The organism is Hymenobacter gummosus (assembly GCF_003970915.1).
Taxonomy (GTDB): Bacteria; Bacteroidota; Bacteroidia; order Cytophagales; family Hymenobacteraceae; genus Solirubrum; species Solirubrum gummosum.
The window spans coordinates 23,018-38,709 of record NZ_RXOF01000008.1; the positions used below are offsets into that span (position 1 = coordinate 23,018).

The following is a 15,692-nucleotide window of genomic DNA, read 5'->3' on the forward strand; positions in this document are numbered from 1 at the left end:
GCGAGATGCTTCGGCTGCGCCTCTGCATGACGGTCTTTTTTCTGATAGTCCGCGCCCTAGTCCGGCTTCAGCGGCGTGGCGGCGGCGCCTTCGGCCGGGGTGGCTTGCAGCGGGGCCCCGTTCAGGGTCACGTTGTTAAAGGTCACCTGCGGGGCCGGGTATTTATTGGGGAAGGTGGCCGTCGGGGCGGTGGCCTCCACGTTGGTAAAGCTGATGTTCGACACCTGGTCGAGCGGGTTGCCGTTGAGCACCGCGAACTGCTTGCACTGCACCTTCACGTTGGAGATGCTGATGTTGCGGATGGTGCCGAAGGGCTTTTCGGTGCTGCCTTTCATGTCGAAAAACTGCGTCCAGGGCGAGAGCGTGACGATGGTGCCGCACTTGCCGGTGACGTTGTCGACGGTGATGTTTTCGTAGAGCTGGTAGGTATCGGGGCGCATCTTGAAGAGCAGCAGCGGCCGGTCGTTGTCCACCTTGCAATTGCGCACGGTGATGCGGTTGGCGTGGATACACTCGCTGCCGCAGGTCACGGCCGCGTGCACCTCGCCGAAGGTGCAGTTCTCAATCAGCACGTCCTCGATGGGCCCGTTCTGGGGCAGCTTGTGGGCGTCGGGCCCCTTGCCGCCCTTCATCACGATGCCGTCGTCGTTGACGGAGATGTAGCAGTTGCGGATGGTCACCTTCTTGCACACGTCGATGTCGACCCCGTCGGTGCTGGGCGCCTTCACCGGCCGGAACGGGGAGCGGATGTCGCAGCCCTCGATGAGCACGTTGTTGCACTGGTAGAGGTGGGTGGTCCAGAAACCGGCGTCGCGCAGCTTCACGTCCTTGATGGTCACGTCGTTCGAGCCCCAGATGAAGAGCAGCCGGGGCCGGTGCACCTCCAGGTTGGTCGACGACTTGCCCGCCCGCTTCATGGAGTCGCGGTGGGCCCAGAAATGCTTCCAGAAGCGCAGCCCGTTGCCGTCGATGGTGCCCGGGCCCGTTACGCGGAAGCCGTTCACGTTTCGGGCATTGACCAGGGCCGCGTAGTACGGCAGGCTCTGGCCTTCCATGCGCGAGGGCAGCAGCGGGTAGTCGCCGATGTTGTCGGAGCCCTTGAGCTTGGCCCCGGCCGCCAGCCGCAGCTGGGTTTTGGGCTTAAAGAACAGCGCCCCGCTCAGAAACACGCCCTTGGGCACGACCACCGTGCCTCCGCCCGCGGCGCTGGCCTTGTCGATGGTGCGCTGAATGGCCGCGGTGCTGAGCCGGGTGCTGTCGAGGCCCGCCCCGAACTGCGTGATGAGGTATTCTTTGGGCGCGGCGGCTTTGGGCGGCGCCGGGTGGTCGGCCCCGAAGGGCAGGGCAAAGGCGCTGAGGGCCAGCGGCAGCAGAACGAGGAGCGTTTTCATGGGGTGGGCAGGACGGTACGTGGCCCAAAGAAGCCGCTTTGCCGCGCCCCACTGTTCTGTAGTGACCTGCTTCGGAGGCCAGCTGAACTATCAGTAAAGCAAAAAGCCCGTTTCTGACTCAGAAACGGGCTTCAGCAGAGAGGATGGGATTCGAACCCACGATGACCTTTTGGGCCATACACACTTTCCAGGCGTGCTCCTTCGACCACTCGGACACCTCTCTGGGTAGCGGAAAGCTGCGCAAAGTAACGCGGCATTCCGCACATCTGCAAGCTTTCAGGCGCGGATACTGGTGCCGGCGGCCGGGCTCGGGGATATTTCGCCGCGTAAGTCGCTCATCAGCAGGCGGCGGGTGGTGGCGGCGTCGTGGCCCAGGCCGAGCACGTACATGAGCTTGGTAATGGCCGCCTCGGTGGTAATGTCTTCGCCGCCGATGACGCCGAGCTCGGTGAGGTGGGCGCTGGTTTCGTAGCGGCCCTGGATGACGCGGCCCTCCTCGCACTGGCTTACGTTGAGCACCAGCACGCCCCGCCCGGTGGCCTCGCGCAGGCAGTCGAGAAACCACGGGCTGGTGGGCGCGTTGCCCGAGCCGTAGGTTTCGAGCACGCAGCCGCGCAAATCCTCCGCGCCGAGGATGGCGCGCACGGTGCGCTCGGTGATGCCCGGAAACAGCTTGAGCACCACCACCCGGTCGTCGAGCTGCGAGTGTACGCGCAGGGGAGCGGCGGGCAGCGGACGCAGCAGGGTGTCGTCGAATTCCAGCTCAATGCCGGCGCGGGCCAGCGGCGGGTAATTCTCGCTGCGGAAGGCCGAGTAGTGCTGGCTTTCCACCTTCTTGGCCCGGGTGCCGCGGATAAGCACGTCGTTGAAGAACACGCACACCTCGGGCACGCGCACGGCGCCGCCGCCCGGGTGGCGGGCGGCGGCAATTTCCAGGGCCGTCACCAGGTTGCGGCGGGCGTCGGTGCGGATGCGTCCCACCGGCACCTGCGCCCCGGTGAGGATGACGGGCTTGCCCAGGTTTTCGAGCAGGTAGCTCAGGGCGGCGGCCGAGTAGGCCATGGTATCGGTACCGTGCAGCACCACGAAGCCGTCGTACTGCGCGTAGTGCTGCTGCAGGATGCCGGCCAGCAGCAGCCACTCGGCGGGCGTCACGTTGCTGCTGTCGATGGGTTCGGGCAAACTCAGTACCGACACCTGCATGCCCAGCTGGCGCATTTCGGGCACCTTCTTGCGAATCTGGGTGAAATCCATCGGCACCAGTTCGCCGCGCTTGTTTACCGACATGCCCACCGTGCCGCCGGTGTACAGCACCAATACCGACCGGGCTTGCTCACCGGCCGCTACCGCCGGGCCTTCAACGATTATCTGGGGCTCCAAAGAGGTGAAATAGTGAGGTGGTGAAATGGTGAGTGGGGACGGATGAAATGCGTGGGCGTTGAACGGCACTCACCATTTCACCATCTCACCATCTCACAGCTTGAACAGCTCCACGGCGTTGCGGGTGGTGGCTTCGGCTATTTCGGCCACGTCCTTTTGCAGCAGGTCGGCGACGCGCTGGGCAATGAGGGGCAGGTAGCTGGGCTCGTTGCGCTTGCCGCGGTGGGGCACCGGGGCGAGGTAGGGGCAGTCGGTTTCGAGCAGCAGGTGCTCCAGTGCCACGTGGGGCAGCACCTGGTCGAGGCCGCCGTTTTTGAACGTGGCCACCCCGCCGATGCCCAGCTTGAAGCCCAGCTTAACGACCCGCTCGGCTTCCTCCCTCGTGCCCGAAAAGCAGTGGAATACGCCGGTAAGGGTGCCGTCCTGGGCGGCTTCCACCAGCGCGGCGGTTTCGTTGAAAGCCTCGCGGGTGTGCAGCACGATGGGTAGCTGGTGCTTTTTGGCCAGGTCGAGCTGCACTTTCAGGGCCTCCTGCTGCCAGGCCAGGGTGGTTTTGTCCCAGTACAGGTCCACGCCGCACTCCCCTACCGCCACGAACCGGCGCTTCGAAAGCCAGTCTTCCACCCGGTACAGCTCCTGCTCGAAGTCCTTGAGCACGTGGCAGGGGTGCAGGCCCATCATGGCGTGGCAGTGGCCGGGGTGGCGCGCCTCCGTCTCCAGCATCACGTCGATGCTGGTGTGGTCGATGTTGGGCATCAGGATGGTCTGCACGCCGGCGGCGTAGGCCCGCTCCAGGGCCTGGTCGCGGTCCGGCTTGAACTGCTCGGCGTAGATGTGGGCGTGGGAATCAGTCAGAATCACGGATTCGTGCGGATTTTCCGGATTTCACGGATTTTGTGGACGATTGGCAAAGCTACGCAGGTAACAGGTGACCGGTAACACGCGACACGTTCGGGGCAAGGCGTGACAGGCTATTGGTCGCGAATCAGGACGCATCCCACACACTCGACGCCGATGGTAGGGCGGCCAGCCTTTTTCGCTCATCTATGCCTCACCCCGAACGTGTTACCTGTTACCTGTCACCTGTCACCTGTCACCTATTGAGAATACCTTCTCCCCTTCCACTCGAACGGGCGGCGGCTGAGGCGGAAGGCGGCCATGCCCACGGTGACGGCCAGGGTGTACAGCTCGAACACGGGCAGCAGGTGCAGCGGGGCGCGGCGGCCTACTTTGCGGAAGGCGCTGCCGGCCAGCAGGCCCTGGGCCACCATCTTGCCGGCCAGGATGCCCAGCGCCGCCAACGCCCCCCAGTGCCAGGCGGCCAGCGCCAGCGCGGGGAAGTAGCCGGCGTAGTAAATCAGGCCGGCCTGAATGTGCCAGGGCAGGCTTTCCACCCCGCGCAGCCAGCGCCGCCGCTGGTGCAGCAGCCCTCGCCAGCTGGGCATGGGCAGGGACTCGGCCAGCACGGCCGGCTCGAACAGGTTCAGCCAGCCGAAACCCTTGGCCAGCACGGCCCGGAATAGCGCGTAGTCCTCGGTGACGGAAAACGGCAGGTTCTCGTAGCCGCCCACGGCCTCGTAGGCTTCGCGGGTGATGAGCATGTTGTTGCCCATGGCCGTGACGGGCTGCCCGCGGTCCGTCACCATCTGCACCAGCGCCAGGGACATCAGCCAGTCGAGGCCCTGCAGGCGGTCGAACAGGCGCGGGCCGGTGACCAGCGTGAGGCCGGTGACGGTGCCCAGGCCGGGACGCAGGTGGCCCAGCATGCCGCGCACCCAGCTCGGGGGCAGACTGATATCGGCATCGGTGATGAGGAAGACGCCGGTGGTGGCGGCGCGGGCCAGGTGGGCCAGCACGTTGGCCTTGCCGCGGGCCGAGCCCAGCGTATCGGTGATGGGCAGGATGCGGAAGGTGCCGGCGAAGCCCCGCATGGCTGCCGCGGCCACGGCGGCGGTGCGGTCGGTGCTGCCGTCGTCGCCGAGCAGCACTTCCAGGCACTCGGGCGGGTAATCGAGGGCGCGCACGCTCTGCAGGCAGCGGGCAATGGCGGCCTCCTCGTTGCGGGCGGCAATAAGGATGCTCACCCGCGGCGGCGGACTCGGCAGGGGCTGCGGCCGCGGGGGCCGGCGCAGGCTAAACAGCAGCCAGGAGCCCAGCAGCACGGCAAACCAGCCGACGAAGAAGACGAGCAGGACGGGGGTCAATTAAATATTGAGAATTAAAAATTAAAAATTCCCGGCGGAGCCTTCCTACAGCGCCCCGAACCGGTAGCCCTGCTCGCGGAGGGCTTCGAGGTAGCGGGGCAGCACGTAGCGCAGGTTGGGACTGGCCTTGAGGCTGTCGTGGAAGACGACCACGGCGCCGGGACGGGTGAAGCGCAGCGCGTCGCGCAGGCAGCGGTCGGGGGCGTAGGCGCGGTCGTAGTCGCAGGTGAGCAAGTCCCACATAATCACCTGGTAATCGGGGTGCAGGGCGCGGTGCAGGCGGGGCGTGATGCGGCCGTAGGGCGGACGAAAAAAGCGCGGGGCGCCCGGGGGTTGCAGCGCATCGAGGGCCTGCTGGCAGCGGGCCACGTTCTGCAGGTACTCGGCCGCGGGCGTGCTCCAGCCGCTGCGGTGGTGGTGGGTGTGGTTGCCGAGTTGCTGCCCGGCCTGCAGCACCTGCCGGGCCACCTCGGGGTAGCGCTCCACGTTGTCGCCCACGCAGAAAAACAGGCCCTTGGCGTCGAAGCGGGCCAGCTGCTCCAGCACCCAGGGCGTTTCCTCCGGGATGGGGCCGTCGTCGAAGGTGAGGTAGACGGTGGGCTGGGCGGCGGCCGGGCCTTGCCAGACGGCGCCGGGCAGCCAGCGGTGCATGACGTCGGGCAGACGGTGCAGGCGCATGGGCAGGGGGAGGATTGGTGGCGCGGCGAAGGTACGGCGGGCAGCTGTAGCGCGGGCTTTAGCCCGCGTTTGTGCGGATCGGCCGCTGTGCTGGGGCTACAAATTACTATCTGACAAACGCGGGCTAAAGCCCGCGCAACAATCTGATAAACCCGTTTACCAAAGCTGTAAACCTACTTAGCATCAGCCAGCAAGTGCGGCCTTGATGCTGCTCCAGAGCCGCCGGGCGCTTTCGTCCCAGCTGAAGCGCTGCGAGTTTACTAACCCTTGCTGAATCAGCCGGGCCCGTAGCTCGGGGTCGGAATCAAGCTGAGCCAGCGCGGCGGCTAGTTCGGGCACGGAAAACGGGTCGGCGAGCAGGGCGCCGCCGGGGCCGGCCACCTCGGGCATGGAGCTGCGGTCGGAGGTCAGCACCGGGCAGCCGCTCTGCTGGGCCTCCACGATGGGGATGCCGAAGCCTTCGAAGTAGGGCACGTAGGCGCAGGCGCGGGCGGCGCCGTAGAGCTGGGTCAGCTCCTCGTCCGTGACGCGGCCGGTGAGGTGCACGCTGGCCTGGTGCTGCATCTGCTGGTACACGTCGAAGATGGGGCCGGCTTTCCAGGCCTTGCGCCCCACGATGAGCAGCTGGGTATCGGAGCCTGACTGGGTTTTGAACGCGTCGAAGGCGCGCAGCAGGTTCACCAGGTTCTTGCGCGGCTGCAGGGCGCCCACGAACAGCACGTAGGGCCGCCCGCCACTAAACTGCGCCCGCACGGCCGGCTGGGCGGCCTCGGGCAGGGGCCGGAAGTGGGCGTCGGCCGCGTTGTAGGCCACGTCGATGCGGGCGGCATCTACCCCATACGTCTGCACCAGATCCTGCCGGGTGGCTTCCGACACGGCCACCAGCCGCCGGGAGGCCCGCACGAAGCGCGGGAAAAAGTAGTGGTAGTACTGGCGCACCAGCCAGCTCACGTCCTGCGGAAAATGCTCGAAGGCCAGATCGTGCACCACCGTCACGCGCGGCACCGTGGTACGGAGCGTGGTGAAGCCGTCGGTGCTCAGCAACACGGCCGGGCGGTGGCGGCGCAGCCAGGCCGCCACGGCGCCCTCAAACCAGGCCACGAACAGCAGCGGGTGCCGGGCCGGCGGACTGAGCACGTGCCCCGTCACGTTCGGCCCGAACAGGTAGCGCTGGTCGAAGGGCCGGTCGAACAGGAAGTGAAACCGGTGCTCCGGGTGCTGCTGCACCAAGCGCCGCAGCGTCTCGAAGGTGAAGCGGCCGATGCCTTCGAGCTGGTCGCCGGGGAGCAGGAAGCGGGTGTTGACGGCTATATCCAAATGCGGAGAATGTGCTGAATGTGGGGAATGTGCTGCGCTTCGCTAATGTGAAAAATGGGCTGATGTACCAACGGACAGCCTGAACGACCTCTGCGTGCCTCAGCGCAATCCTCTGCGCACCTCTGCGGGAACCGGCGCCCGGGCATTACCCCCGGCCCTTCAGCGCGGCCCGCAGCTCCCCTACCCGCACCACGCCGGCGGCGAAGAGCAGCCCGACGAAAAGCAGGCCCGTCAGCACGCATTCGGCCAGCCAGGGCAGGTCGGTGGCTTGCTGCAGGCCGTACCAGGCGGCGCACAAGGCGCCGAAGGCCAGCCCCAGCCGGGCCAGCAGCGCCCAGGGCACCGCCACCCAGGCCCGGCGCTGCACCAGCCACACGTAGCCCCCCGACACCAGCACGGCGCAGATGAGCGTGTTCAGCGCCCCGGCCACGGCCCCGTAGCGCGGCAGCAGCAGCACGTTCAGGCCGATGTTCAGCGCGATGCTGGCCGCTACCAGCCAGCTCACCGGCCGCTCGTGCGAGGTGCTGGTGAGCAGGGTGCTGTAAATGGCGAAGAAAGCGTGGACCAGTACGTTCAGAAACAGCAGCTGGGCGCAGAGCGTCATGCGGGCAATTTCGGCGGGCGAGCTGCGGCTGAACTGGAAAAACAGCAGCTCCCCGCGAAACAGCACGAAGGCGCAGATAAACAAGAGCGGCACCGTGGCCACCCGCTGCCCAAACCAGAGCAGCTCCCGCTGCTCGTCGCGGCGGTGCAGGGCGTGGGCAAACTTGGCGAAGAACAGCGGCAGCACCGTCCACAGGTACATCATCACGGCGTCGACCCAGCGGTAGGCCCCGGCGTAGTAGCTGGCTTCCTTGGGCGAGCTGAGCCGCTCAATCATCAGCATGTCGATGCGCTCATTCATGCCGTAGAGCAGGGTAATGAGGGCGAAAGGCAGGGAGCCGCGCAGCAGCTCGGTGGCCTGGGCCCGGCGCGGCCGCCAGGGCACCCGCCCGAATAGCCGCGTCACCAGCGCGTAGAGCAGCACGAAGGTGAAAGCCGCCGCCGCCGTGCGGGCCGCCACGTAGTTGTCGGGGGTCACGCCAATGGGCAGCAGCAGTAGCACCAGGCCCAGCATCAGGGCCTTTTCCAGCACCGACAGCCAGGCGTCGGTGCGGAAGTGCTGGTGGGCCTGCACCGCCCCGCGCAAGAACTGGGCGTACTGCGTGAGCAGCAGCCCGCCACCGATGAGGGCCAGCAAATACAAGGTGTGGCCGCGGTAGCCCATCAGCCAGCCCCCGGCCACCATCACCAGCAAGAACAGCAGGCCCAGGGCCCCGCGCAGGGGCAGCACCGTGGGGAAATACTCCGGCAGAAAGCCCGGCTCGGCCGCCACGCGCTTGGTGGTGTGCTGGGTGATGCCCAGATCCGACACCGAGGCCAGCACCAGCGTGAAGTTCAGCAGGGCCGCGAAGGTGCCAAACGCCTCGTGCCCGATGCGGTCCTGCACCACGTTTTCGGCCACCACCCAACCCGGCTTCACGAGCAGGTTCAGGAGCACGGCCAGGGAGATATTTCCAAAAAAGCGTTTGATAGGCCCGAAAACTAGGTGGGCCGCAAAGCTACCAAAAAGCCGCGCGTACCCGGTTTTTGTGGTAGCTTTGCCCACGTCCGTCCACCCGGCCCCCAGCCTTTTGCGGACGTCTTTTCCCTCCTTGCTTTACATGTCCGCACGCCCTTACTCATTATTGGGCCTTTGGCCGATTGTCAACCGCTGGAAATACCTGGTGCTCGGGGCCGTGTCCCTGGCGGCCGTTGTGAGCGTGGTGGTAGCCCTGCTGCTGCCCAATATCTTCAAATCCACGGCCGTTTTCTACCCCACCAACCCCGAAAGCACCGACCCCGACCGGTTCGTGACGCCGGAGGGCAACAAGCTGGAGCTCAGCGGCCGCACCGAGGACCTGGACCGCGTCATCACCATCGGCAACTCCCAGCCGGTGGCCGAGCACATCATCCGCAAGTTCCGCCTGCACGAGCACTACAAGGTGGGCACCCCCGGCGACGAGCTGGCCGACCAGGCCGCCCTCGACGAGTTCAACGGCAACCTGAGCATCGTGCACTCCGACCGCGACGCCATCGAGCTGACTTTCCAGGACAAGGACAAGCACCTGGCGGCCCGCGTGGCCAACGAGCTGGTCAGCGTCATCGACTCGTTTAACCAGCAGCTCACCGGCGACAACCGCCGCCGCGTGCTGGAGCTGTACCGCGACCGGTACAAGTTTGTGCAGCAGGAGTACGACAAAACCCGCCTGGCCCTGCTGGACGGGCGCCGCTACTACGGGATTCACGGCCTGGAAATGGAGTCGCGCTACCTGGCCAAGGAAATCATCGAAACCGAAGCCGCCCTGCGCAAGGCCGAGGGCGCGGGCGACGCGGGCAAGGTGGCCGGCCTGCGCCGGGCCCTGCGCGGCCTCACCCGCGCCGACGGCGGCAACACGGTGAACCTGGAGCGCTACGTGCAGGGTACCGACTCGATGAACACCCTGTACGCCCGCTTTAACGACCTGCAGACGCGCCTGATCAACGCGCGCTCGGCCTACGAAAACGCCAATCTGGCGCTGAAGGGCCGCATTTCGTCCTTGTACGTGGTGCAGAAGGCCTACCCCGCCGCCCGCAAGGCCAAGCCCGTGCGCTGGCTGATTGTAGTGTCGTCGGTGGTCGTCACCTTCGCCCTGTCGGTTATCGTCATTACGCTGCTGGAGCTGTACCGCCGCCAGTTTGGCCGCCCGGCTCCGGCGGTCCAGCACGCCTAAGCCCATGCCGGCCTGGCTGATTCGCCTGCGCCCCCAGGGCACCGAACAGTGGCTGTTCGTGGCCTTTGCCGTGCTGCTCGTCGGCGGCGGCGCCGTGGCCGCCCTCGACGTGAACCGCTTCGGGCTGCTGCCGGCCCTGGCGGTGGTGGGCCTGGGCGTACTCATCGTGGACTGGCGCTGGGTGTACTACCTGCTGCTGAGCACCCTGGCCTTCTCGCAGGAGTGGCACCTGGGCGCCCTCACCGTCGACGTGCCCTCCGAGCCGCTAATGCTGGTGCTGCTGGCCTGCCTGGGCGTGAGCATCGTCAGCGGCAGCAGCGGCCTCACCGGCAGGCAGCTGCTGCACCCGGCGGTAATCATTCTGGCCCTGATGCTGCTCTGGGCCGGCGTGTCGGCCCTGTTTTCGGTGGATACCACCAAGTCCATCAAGTACCTGCTGGCCAAGACCTGGTACATCGGCCCCTTTTTGCTGGTGACGCTGATGCTGGTGCAGCGCCCGGCCGACGTGTGGCGCATTGCGGGCTGCCACGTGGGCGGTGCGGCCCTCACGGTGCTCTACACGGCCCTGCGGCACGCGCCGAAGGGCTTCAGCTTCGCGGGTATCAACTGGGCTATTCAGCCGTTTTACATCAACCACGTCATCTACGCCACGGTGCTGGCGCTGCTGCTGCCCTACGCCTTCTACGCCGCCCGCGCGGCGCGGGGCGGCGGCTGGCGGCTGCTGTGGTACGCGGCCATGGCCGTTCTCACCTTCGGGCTGCTCACCTCCTACACCCGCGCCTCCATCCTCTCCATTCCGCTGTCGGCGGTGTTTTACCTGGTGCTGCGGCTGCGGCTCACGCGCTGGGTGCTGCTGGGCGCGCTGCTGGGGGCGCTGGGCGGGGTGGCGTACTTCGTGCAGCAAAACAACTACATGCTCTACGCCCCGGACTTCGAGAAAACCATCTTCAACGGCGGCAACTTCGAGAAGCACCTGGAAGCTACCTACAAGCTGGAGGACGTGTCGGGCATGGAGCGGGTGTACCGCTGGGTAGCCGCCGCCCGCATGGTGGCCGACCGGCCCCTGACCGGCAGCGGCCCCTCTACCTTCTACCCGGAGTACAAGCGCTACACCGTCAAGAGCTTCCGCACCTACGTGTCGGACAACCCGGAGCGCTCCACCACCCACAATTACTTCCTGCTGCAGCTGGCCGAGCAGGGCGTGCCGGGCTTCGCGCTGTTTGCCTTGCTGGTGAGCGTAGTCCTGATTGGGGCCGAAAACCTCTACCACCGCGCCCGGCAGCAGCCGGCCGTGCGCCGCGTCGTGCTGGGCACCACGCTGTCGTTGGTAGTCATCATCTTCCACCTCACGCTCAACGAGCTGGTGGAAGTCGACAAAATCGGCTCCTTCTTCTTCATCGGCATAGCCGTGCTCATCCGCTGCCGCAACTGGCTGGATGAGGCCGCCCAGGAAGTGGCTTGAAGTAGCGGGGGAGTCTGCAGACTAGCCTTTAGCTCTGGTCAGCGGCTACTCGCTGGTTTCGGCGGCGCGCTTCATGCGCAGGGCGTACTCCAGGCTCACCGGTTCGGCCGAAACGCCCACCTGCTGCGCTTCCTCGGCGACGGTGGTGGCGAAGCCGGCCCGGCGCCGCAGCTGGTTGGCCCGGCGCATATCGGCCACGGGCCACAGAAAGCGCACCATGTCGAACTGGCCCGTAGCTCGGTTGATAAGCACGCAGCCCACCACCTGCGTGCCGTAGAGCTGCTCCTTGCCCGCCCGCATCAGCTGGTTATCCACGGCCCAGGCGTAGTGCCGGTAGGGCAACTCCCCTGCTTCGGCGGCGGCGCGCAGCTGCGGCAGAAAACGCGCGGTTTGCTCGGTTCGCAGCAGCACTTGCCAGGCTATTTCCCCGGCGGCCGGCCCCACCTTCGACTTGCCAGGGTAGCCGTAGCGCCGGATGACGGCGGCCACGAAGCGCAAATCGGTGCTGTCGGGCGGCGCCTCGCCGACGCGCGGACCCGAGTAGCCGGCCAGCGCGCCGTTGGGCAGCCGCAGGGGCTTCAGCAGCGAATCGGCCTGGGCGCGCTCTAGCGCGGCGCTTTTGCGCTGCTCGTACCGCCGGTAGGCCTGGTCGAGGCTGTCGAGCTGGTAGCGCAGCCGCTCGTTGAGCTTGGGCTTTTGAGCCAGCGCCGGCAAGGCCAGCAACCCCAGGGGCAGCGGCAGTAGCTTGGAAACCATAACGGAAAGATAAGGCCCGGGCCCTTCACGGCTGCTCCTGCGCAGCGCCCGCCCGGGCCGCAAACTCTGCGGCGGTGCGGGCCAGCTGCGTGAGGTGCCGCTCGGCGTGCCGGGCCAGAAAGTACACGTACTGGTACACGTCGATTTTGCCCAGGTCGTTGACCGACATGGTAGTGCGGTAGAGCACGCCTTCGCCGCCCGGCAGCGCATCGAGCACGCGGTGGCAATGGGCCCGCTGCTCCCGCAGCTGCCGGCGCACCTCGGCCAGCGGCCTGGTGCCCGTCGGCTCCATGTGGGCGGGCCGAATCCACTCGAAAGACTTGTGCAGGCCGATTTCGTCGAGGCGCGGGTCACTGAACTGGTAGTGCTGCAGCTCGGCGGCCAAATCCAGCCCGGCCTGGTTTTTTAGGGCCTTGGCGGCACCCTTGTCGATGAGGATGAGCAGGAAGTGGTTGGTCAGCCCGACGTGCTCCAGCACTTCGGCTATGGTCCAGCCGCCGCTTTGCGGGCGGTACTGCCGCTCGGCGGCGGGATGATCAAACCACGCATCGAGGCGGGCAAAGGCCTCGTCGAGGGCCTGGCGGATGTGGCCGATGACGGCGGGGATGTTGGCAGAATCGGGCATGAGGGACAAGGGAGCTGGCGCCGGTTTAGCAACTGCAAGTTGCGTAACCGGTGCCTATAATAAAGCAGGCTTTCAGCCTGCGGCCGGCACCTGTACAAGCGGCCCGGCTAAACCCAGCAACGCCCCGCGCAGGCTGAAAGCCTGCTTTATGTTGGGCACCGCTTACGCTTCACTTCGTTTCGCCAAACCGGCGCCAGCTTTGCCTACCGAAAGCGGCAGGTCAGGATGGTGATGTCGTCGGCGTAGTGCGTGCCCTTGACGTTGAAGGCGGTGATGCGGCGCAGCAGCTCGTCGTGCAGCTTGGGCAGGGGCAGGTAGCGCTGCTGCTGCAGGGTCTGCAGCACGCCGTCCTCCCCGAACTCGTCGCCAGCCTCGTTGAACACCTCGGTCAGGCCGTCGGTGTAGTTGAGCAGCAGGCTGTGCGGAGGCACCTGCAGGCGGCCCACCTTGAGCATGGGCAGCTCGTCCATCACGCCCAGCATGATGGTGCCGGTCTTGAGCACCTGCACCGGCCCCTGGCCTAGGTCGGGCAGCAGCAGCGGGTCGTTGTGGCCGGCGTTGACGTACTCCAGCTCGCGCGTGGTGCGGTTGTACACCCCGAAGAAGGCGGTGATAAACCGGTCGCCGCCGGAGTTGCGGAAAATCAGGTTGTTCAGCTCCCCCACCACCGTGGCCAGCTCGGCCTGCTGGCGCAGCAAGGTGCGCAGCCCGGCCTGGAAGTTCGACATCAGCAGCGAGGCGCCCACGCCCTTGCCCGACACGTCGGCCACGCAGAACAGGAACCGCTCCTTGTCGATGGCCACCACGTCGTAGAAGTCGCCGCCGACGGCGGTGTGGGGCACGTAGGTGGCGTGCACGGCCACGTGCTGGTCGTTGGGCAGCTTACTCGGGAAGAGCATGGCCTGCACTTCCTGGGCAATTTCGATTTCCTTGCGCACGGCCGCGGCCTGCACCTGCTGGCGCACCAGCCGCCGCGACGACACGGCGCCGAGCAGAATCTGGCTCAAGGACTCGATAAACGTCACGGCCTCGCGCCGGGCCTCGGCGGTGGCGGTGTAGTTCTGGTGCGGCAGCCCGATAAACACGAGGCCCAGCAGCTGGTCGCTCTGGCGCACCGGAATCACGTTGGCGAAGTGGTGCCAGGGCTTGCCCAGCTCCAGATCGACCACTTCCACGGGGTGCTCGGGCGGAAAGCGCTGCAGCTGCTCGGGCAGGGCAATGCCCCGAAAATCGGGGATGCCCGGTCCGAAAGCCACCGGGCAGCGCCACTGGCCATCCTCCACAATGTACACGGCCAGCTGCCGCACGCCGAGCTGACCGAGCAGGGTAAACTGAAAGATTTTGTAGAGGTTATCGTCGCTGGGCTCGCCGTTGATGGACTGGGTAATTTCCAGCAGGGCCGCCAGCTCCCGCTCCTTCAGCTTCAGCAGCAGGTGCTCTTCCTTGGAGAGGGGGCGCAGGGTATCGGGCATGAGGTTAGGGTATGAGGGTAGGGGGGTATGAGTTTAGGAGTTGAGTAAGGAAAAGGGAGTGAGTCAAAAATAACTCATCCCCCCCTACCCTCACACCCTCCTACCCTAGAGGCGTTTTGGGGTCGTAGGCGTCGCGCAGGCCGTTGCCGAGCAGGTTAAAGCTAAGCACCAGCAGGCTGATGGCCGCGCCGGGCAGCAGCGTGAGCCACAAACCGGCCTGGGTGCCCAGCAGTTGAAAGCCTTCGTTGACCATCAGGCCCCAGGACGGGGCCGGCGGCTGCACGCCCAGCCCGAGGAAGCTCAGGCCGGCTTCGAGCAGGATGGCGGCGGCGAAGTTGCTGGTGGCAATGACAATGAGCGGGCCGAGCAGATTGGGCAGCAGGTGACGGATCAGCAAGCGGCTCGTCGGCAAGCCTAGTACGCGGCCGGCTTCCACAAAGGTTTTCTCGCGCAGGCTCAGCAGCTGCCCGCGCACCACCCGGGCCACGTCCACCCACATGGTCAGGCCCACGGCCACGAACGAGGTCCAGACGCCCTTGGAGCCGAAAGCCAGCGAAATGGCAATGACCAGCATGATGCCCGGAATGCTCCACACCACGGTCATCACCCCCAGCAGCAGCGAATCGAGCCAGCCGCCCGAGTAGCCGGCCACGGCGCCCACCAGCACGCCCAGGGCCAGCGAGATGAGCACCGCCACCAGGCCGATGCCCAGCGAGATGCGCGTGCCCAGCAGCAGGCGGCTCAGCTCGTCGCGGCCGGCTTTGTCGGTGCCCAGCCAGTAGGTGCGCTGCGTGATGTGGTTCTGCTCGACCTCGGCCCGCAGCGCGGCGGCCGGACCGGCGTGGCCCGTCACGCGGCTCAGGGCGTAGTGGCGGGCGGGCTCGGCCAGGGCGCCTTTGGCCCGGAAGGGCTGCACCACCAGCGTATCGCCCTGCACCTGCCAGCCCCCGATAGGCACTTCCTCGTAGCGGGTAGGCACGCCGCCCAGCCAGCGGCCGAGCAGCCCCGGCTCCTCCCCTACCGAGTCGGCCAGCGGGAGGCGCAGCAGGGTGGCGCGGAAGCCGGGGGGCTGCTTCTGCAGCTGCACCAGCGAGTTGTTGGCGTCGGGTGAGGGGTCGGGCAGGATGAGGTAGCCCAGCAACGCCACCAGGGTGCAGAGCAGGATAAAGCCCGCCCCGAGCATGGCCGGGGCGTTGCCGAGCAGGCGGCGGCGCACGTAGTAGCCGGGCGTGCGCACCGGCGCAGCCGCGGCAGCTGTCACGACGGGGGCCGCCATCAGCGCGTGTTGTGCTGCAGCAGGCCCTCCTTGGAGGCCAGGAAAAAGCAATCCTGCCGCAGGGCCCCGAAGGAGGTGGGCTCGTAGGCCAGCTCGGTGTCGGGGTCGGGCCAGTAGCAGCGCACCAGGCCCTGCTCCAGCAGGCTGCGCAGGCCCTGCTCCAGCTCGGCGGCGGGCAGCTGGGTGCGCTGCTGCAAATCGTTGAACGTAGCGACGAAGTACAGCTCGTCGAGGATATCGAATTCGGCGTCGGTCACGGCGGGGGTGGGCTCAGCGGATGAGGCAGCAAAGGTATCATCAGCGGGGCAGGAATGCGAGGCCGGCCGTAAGCCCGGGGCG

14 protein-coding genes and 1 tRNA gene are annotated in these 15,692 nt (G+C 66.6%); 2 read left to right on the forward strand and 13 right to left on the reverse strand.

The window, feature by feature from the left end; genetic code table 11:
• Positions 1-56 precede the first annotated feature (56 nt).
• The 8 genes from EJV47_RS14525 to EJV47_RS14560 form a co-directional block, all read right to left on the reverse strand.
• Positions 57-1,391, reverse strand: a complete 1,335-nt coding sequence (locus EJV47_RS14525) for a glycoside hydrolase family 28 protein (RefSeq protein ID WP_126693892.1) — start codon at positions 1,389-1,391, stop codon at positions 57-59.
• A 135-nt stretch (positions 1,392-1,526) separates the two neighbouring features.
• Positions 1,527-1,614, reverse strand: a tRNA-Ser gene (locus EJV47_RS14530).
• Positions 1,615-1,667: 53 nt separating this feature from the next.
• Positions 1,668-2,771, reverse strand: a complete 1,104-nt coding sequence (locus tag EJV47_RS14535; RefSeq protein WP_243651171.1) for an asparaginase — start codon at positions 2,769-2,771, stop codon at positions 1,668-1,670.
• A 93-nt stretch (positions 2,772-2,864) separates the two neighbouring features.
• A complete protein-coding gene (locus EJV47_RS14540; RefSeq protein WP_126693893.1) occupies positions 2,865-3,632 on the reverse strand; it encodes a TatD family hydrolase in 768 nt (255 codons plus the stop codon).
• 236 nt (positions 3,633-3,868) lie between these two features.
• Positions 3,869-4,975: a glycosyltransferase gene (locus tag EJV47_RS14545; RefSeq protein ID WP_126693894.1), complete on the reverse strand. Its 1,107-nt coding sequence runs from the start codon at positions 4,973-4,975 to the stop codon at positions 3,869-3,871.
• 45 nt (positions 4,976-5,020) lie between these two features.
• Positions 5,021-5,653 carry a polysaccharide deacetylase family protein gene (locus EJV47_RS14550; RefSeq protein WP_165903764.1) on the reverse strand — a complete coding sequence of 211 codons (633 nt, stop codon included), beginning with the start codon at positions 5,651-5,653 and terminating at the stop codon, positions 5,021-5,023.
• A 183-nt stretch (positions 5,654-5,836) separates the two neighbouring features.
• Complete coding sequence (locus EJV47_RS14555) at positions 5,837-6,970, reverse strand: glycosyltransferase family 4 protein (RefSeq protein ID WP_126693895.1); 1,134 nt, start codon at positions 6,968-6,970, stop codon at positions 5,837-5,839.
• Between the two features lie 145 nt (positions 6,971-7,115).
• Positions 7,116-8,510, reverse strand: coding sequence for an oligosaccharide flippase family protein (locus tag EJV47_RS14560; protein WP_165903765.1), 1,395 nt, complete (start codon positions 8,508-8,510; stop codon positions 7,116-7,118).
• A gap of 163 nt (positions 8,511-8,673) precedes the next feature.
• On the opposite strand from EJV47_RS14560, the gene EJV47_RS14565 reads away from it, so the two are divergent.
• Both EJV47_RS14565 and EJV47_RS14570 read left to right on the forward strand, forming a co-directional pair.
• Entirely contained in the window at positions 8,674-9,762 is a 1,089-nt protein-coding gene (locus EJV47_RS14565) for a GumC domain-containing protein (protein ID WP_165903766.1), read from the forward strand.
• A gap of 4 nt (positions 9,763-9,766) precedes the next feature.
• Entirely contained in the window at positions 9,767-11,224 is a 1,458-nt protein-coding gene (locus EJV47_RS14570; RefSeq protein ID WP_126693898.1) for an O-antigen ligase family protein, read from the forward strand.
• A gap of 45 nt (positions 11,225-11,269) precedes the next feature.
• Here the strand turns inward: EJV47_RS14570 and EJV47_RS14575 are convergent, their stop codons facing one another.
• The 5 genes from EJV47_RS14575 to EJV47_RS14595 all read right to left on the reverse strand — a co-directional run bounded on the left by EJV47_RS14575 (position 11,270) and on the right by EJV47_RS14595 (position 15,610).
• Positions 11,270-11,980, reverse strand: a complete 711-nt coding sequence (locus EJV47_RS14575) for a hypothetical protein (RefSeq protein WP_126693899.1) — start codon at positions 11,978-11,980, stop codon at positions 11,270-11,272.
• 25 nt (positions 11,981-12,005) lie between these two features.
• Positions 12,006-12,605: a DinB family protein gene (locus tag EJV47_RS14580; RefSeq protein ID WP_126693900.1), complete on the reverse strand. Its 600-nt coding sequence runs from the start codon at positions 12,603-12,605 to the stop codon at positions 12,006-12,008.
• Between the two features lie 203 nt (positions 12,606-12,808).
• Entirely contained in the window at positions 12,809-14,077 is a 1,269-nt protein-coding gene (locus EJV47_RS14585) for a PP2C family protein-serine/threonine phosphatase (protein ID WP_126693901.1), read from the reverse strand.
• A 100-nt stretch (positions 14,078-14,177) separates the two neighbouring features.
• The gene (locus EJV47_RS14590) at positions 14,178-15,353 is read right to left on the reverse strand and encodes an ABC transporter permease (protein WP_243651172.1); all 1,176 of its coding nucleotides are present in this window, start codon (positions 15,351-15,353) and stop codon (positions 14,178-14,180) included.
• Entirely contained in the window at positions 15,353-15,610 is a 258-nt protein-coding gene (locus EJV47_RS14595; RefSeq protein WP_126693902.1) for a hypothetical protein, read from the reverse strand. Before EJV47_RS14595 ends, EJV47_RS14590 begins: the two co-directional genes overlap by 1 nt.
• Between the last annotated feature and the right edge of the window lie 82 nt (positions 15,611-15,692).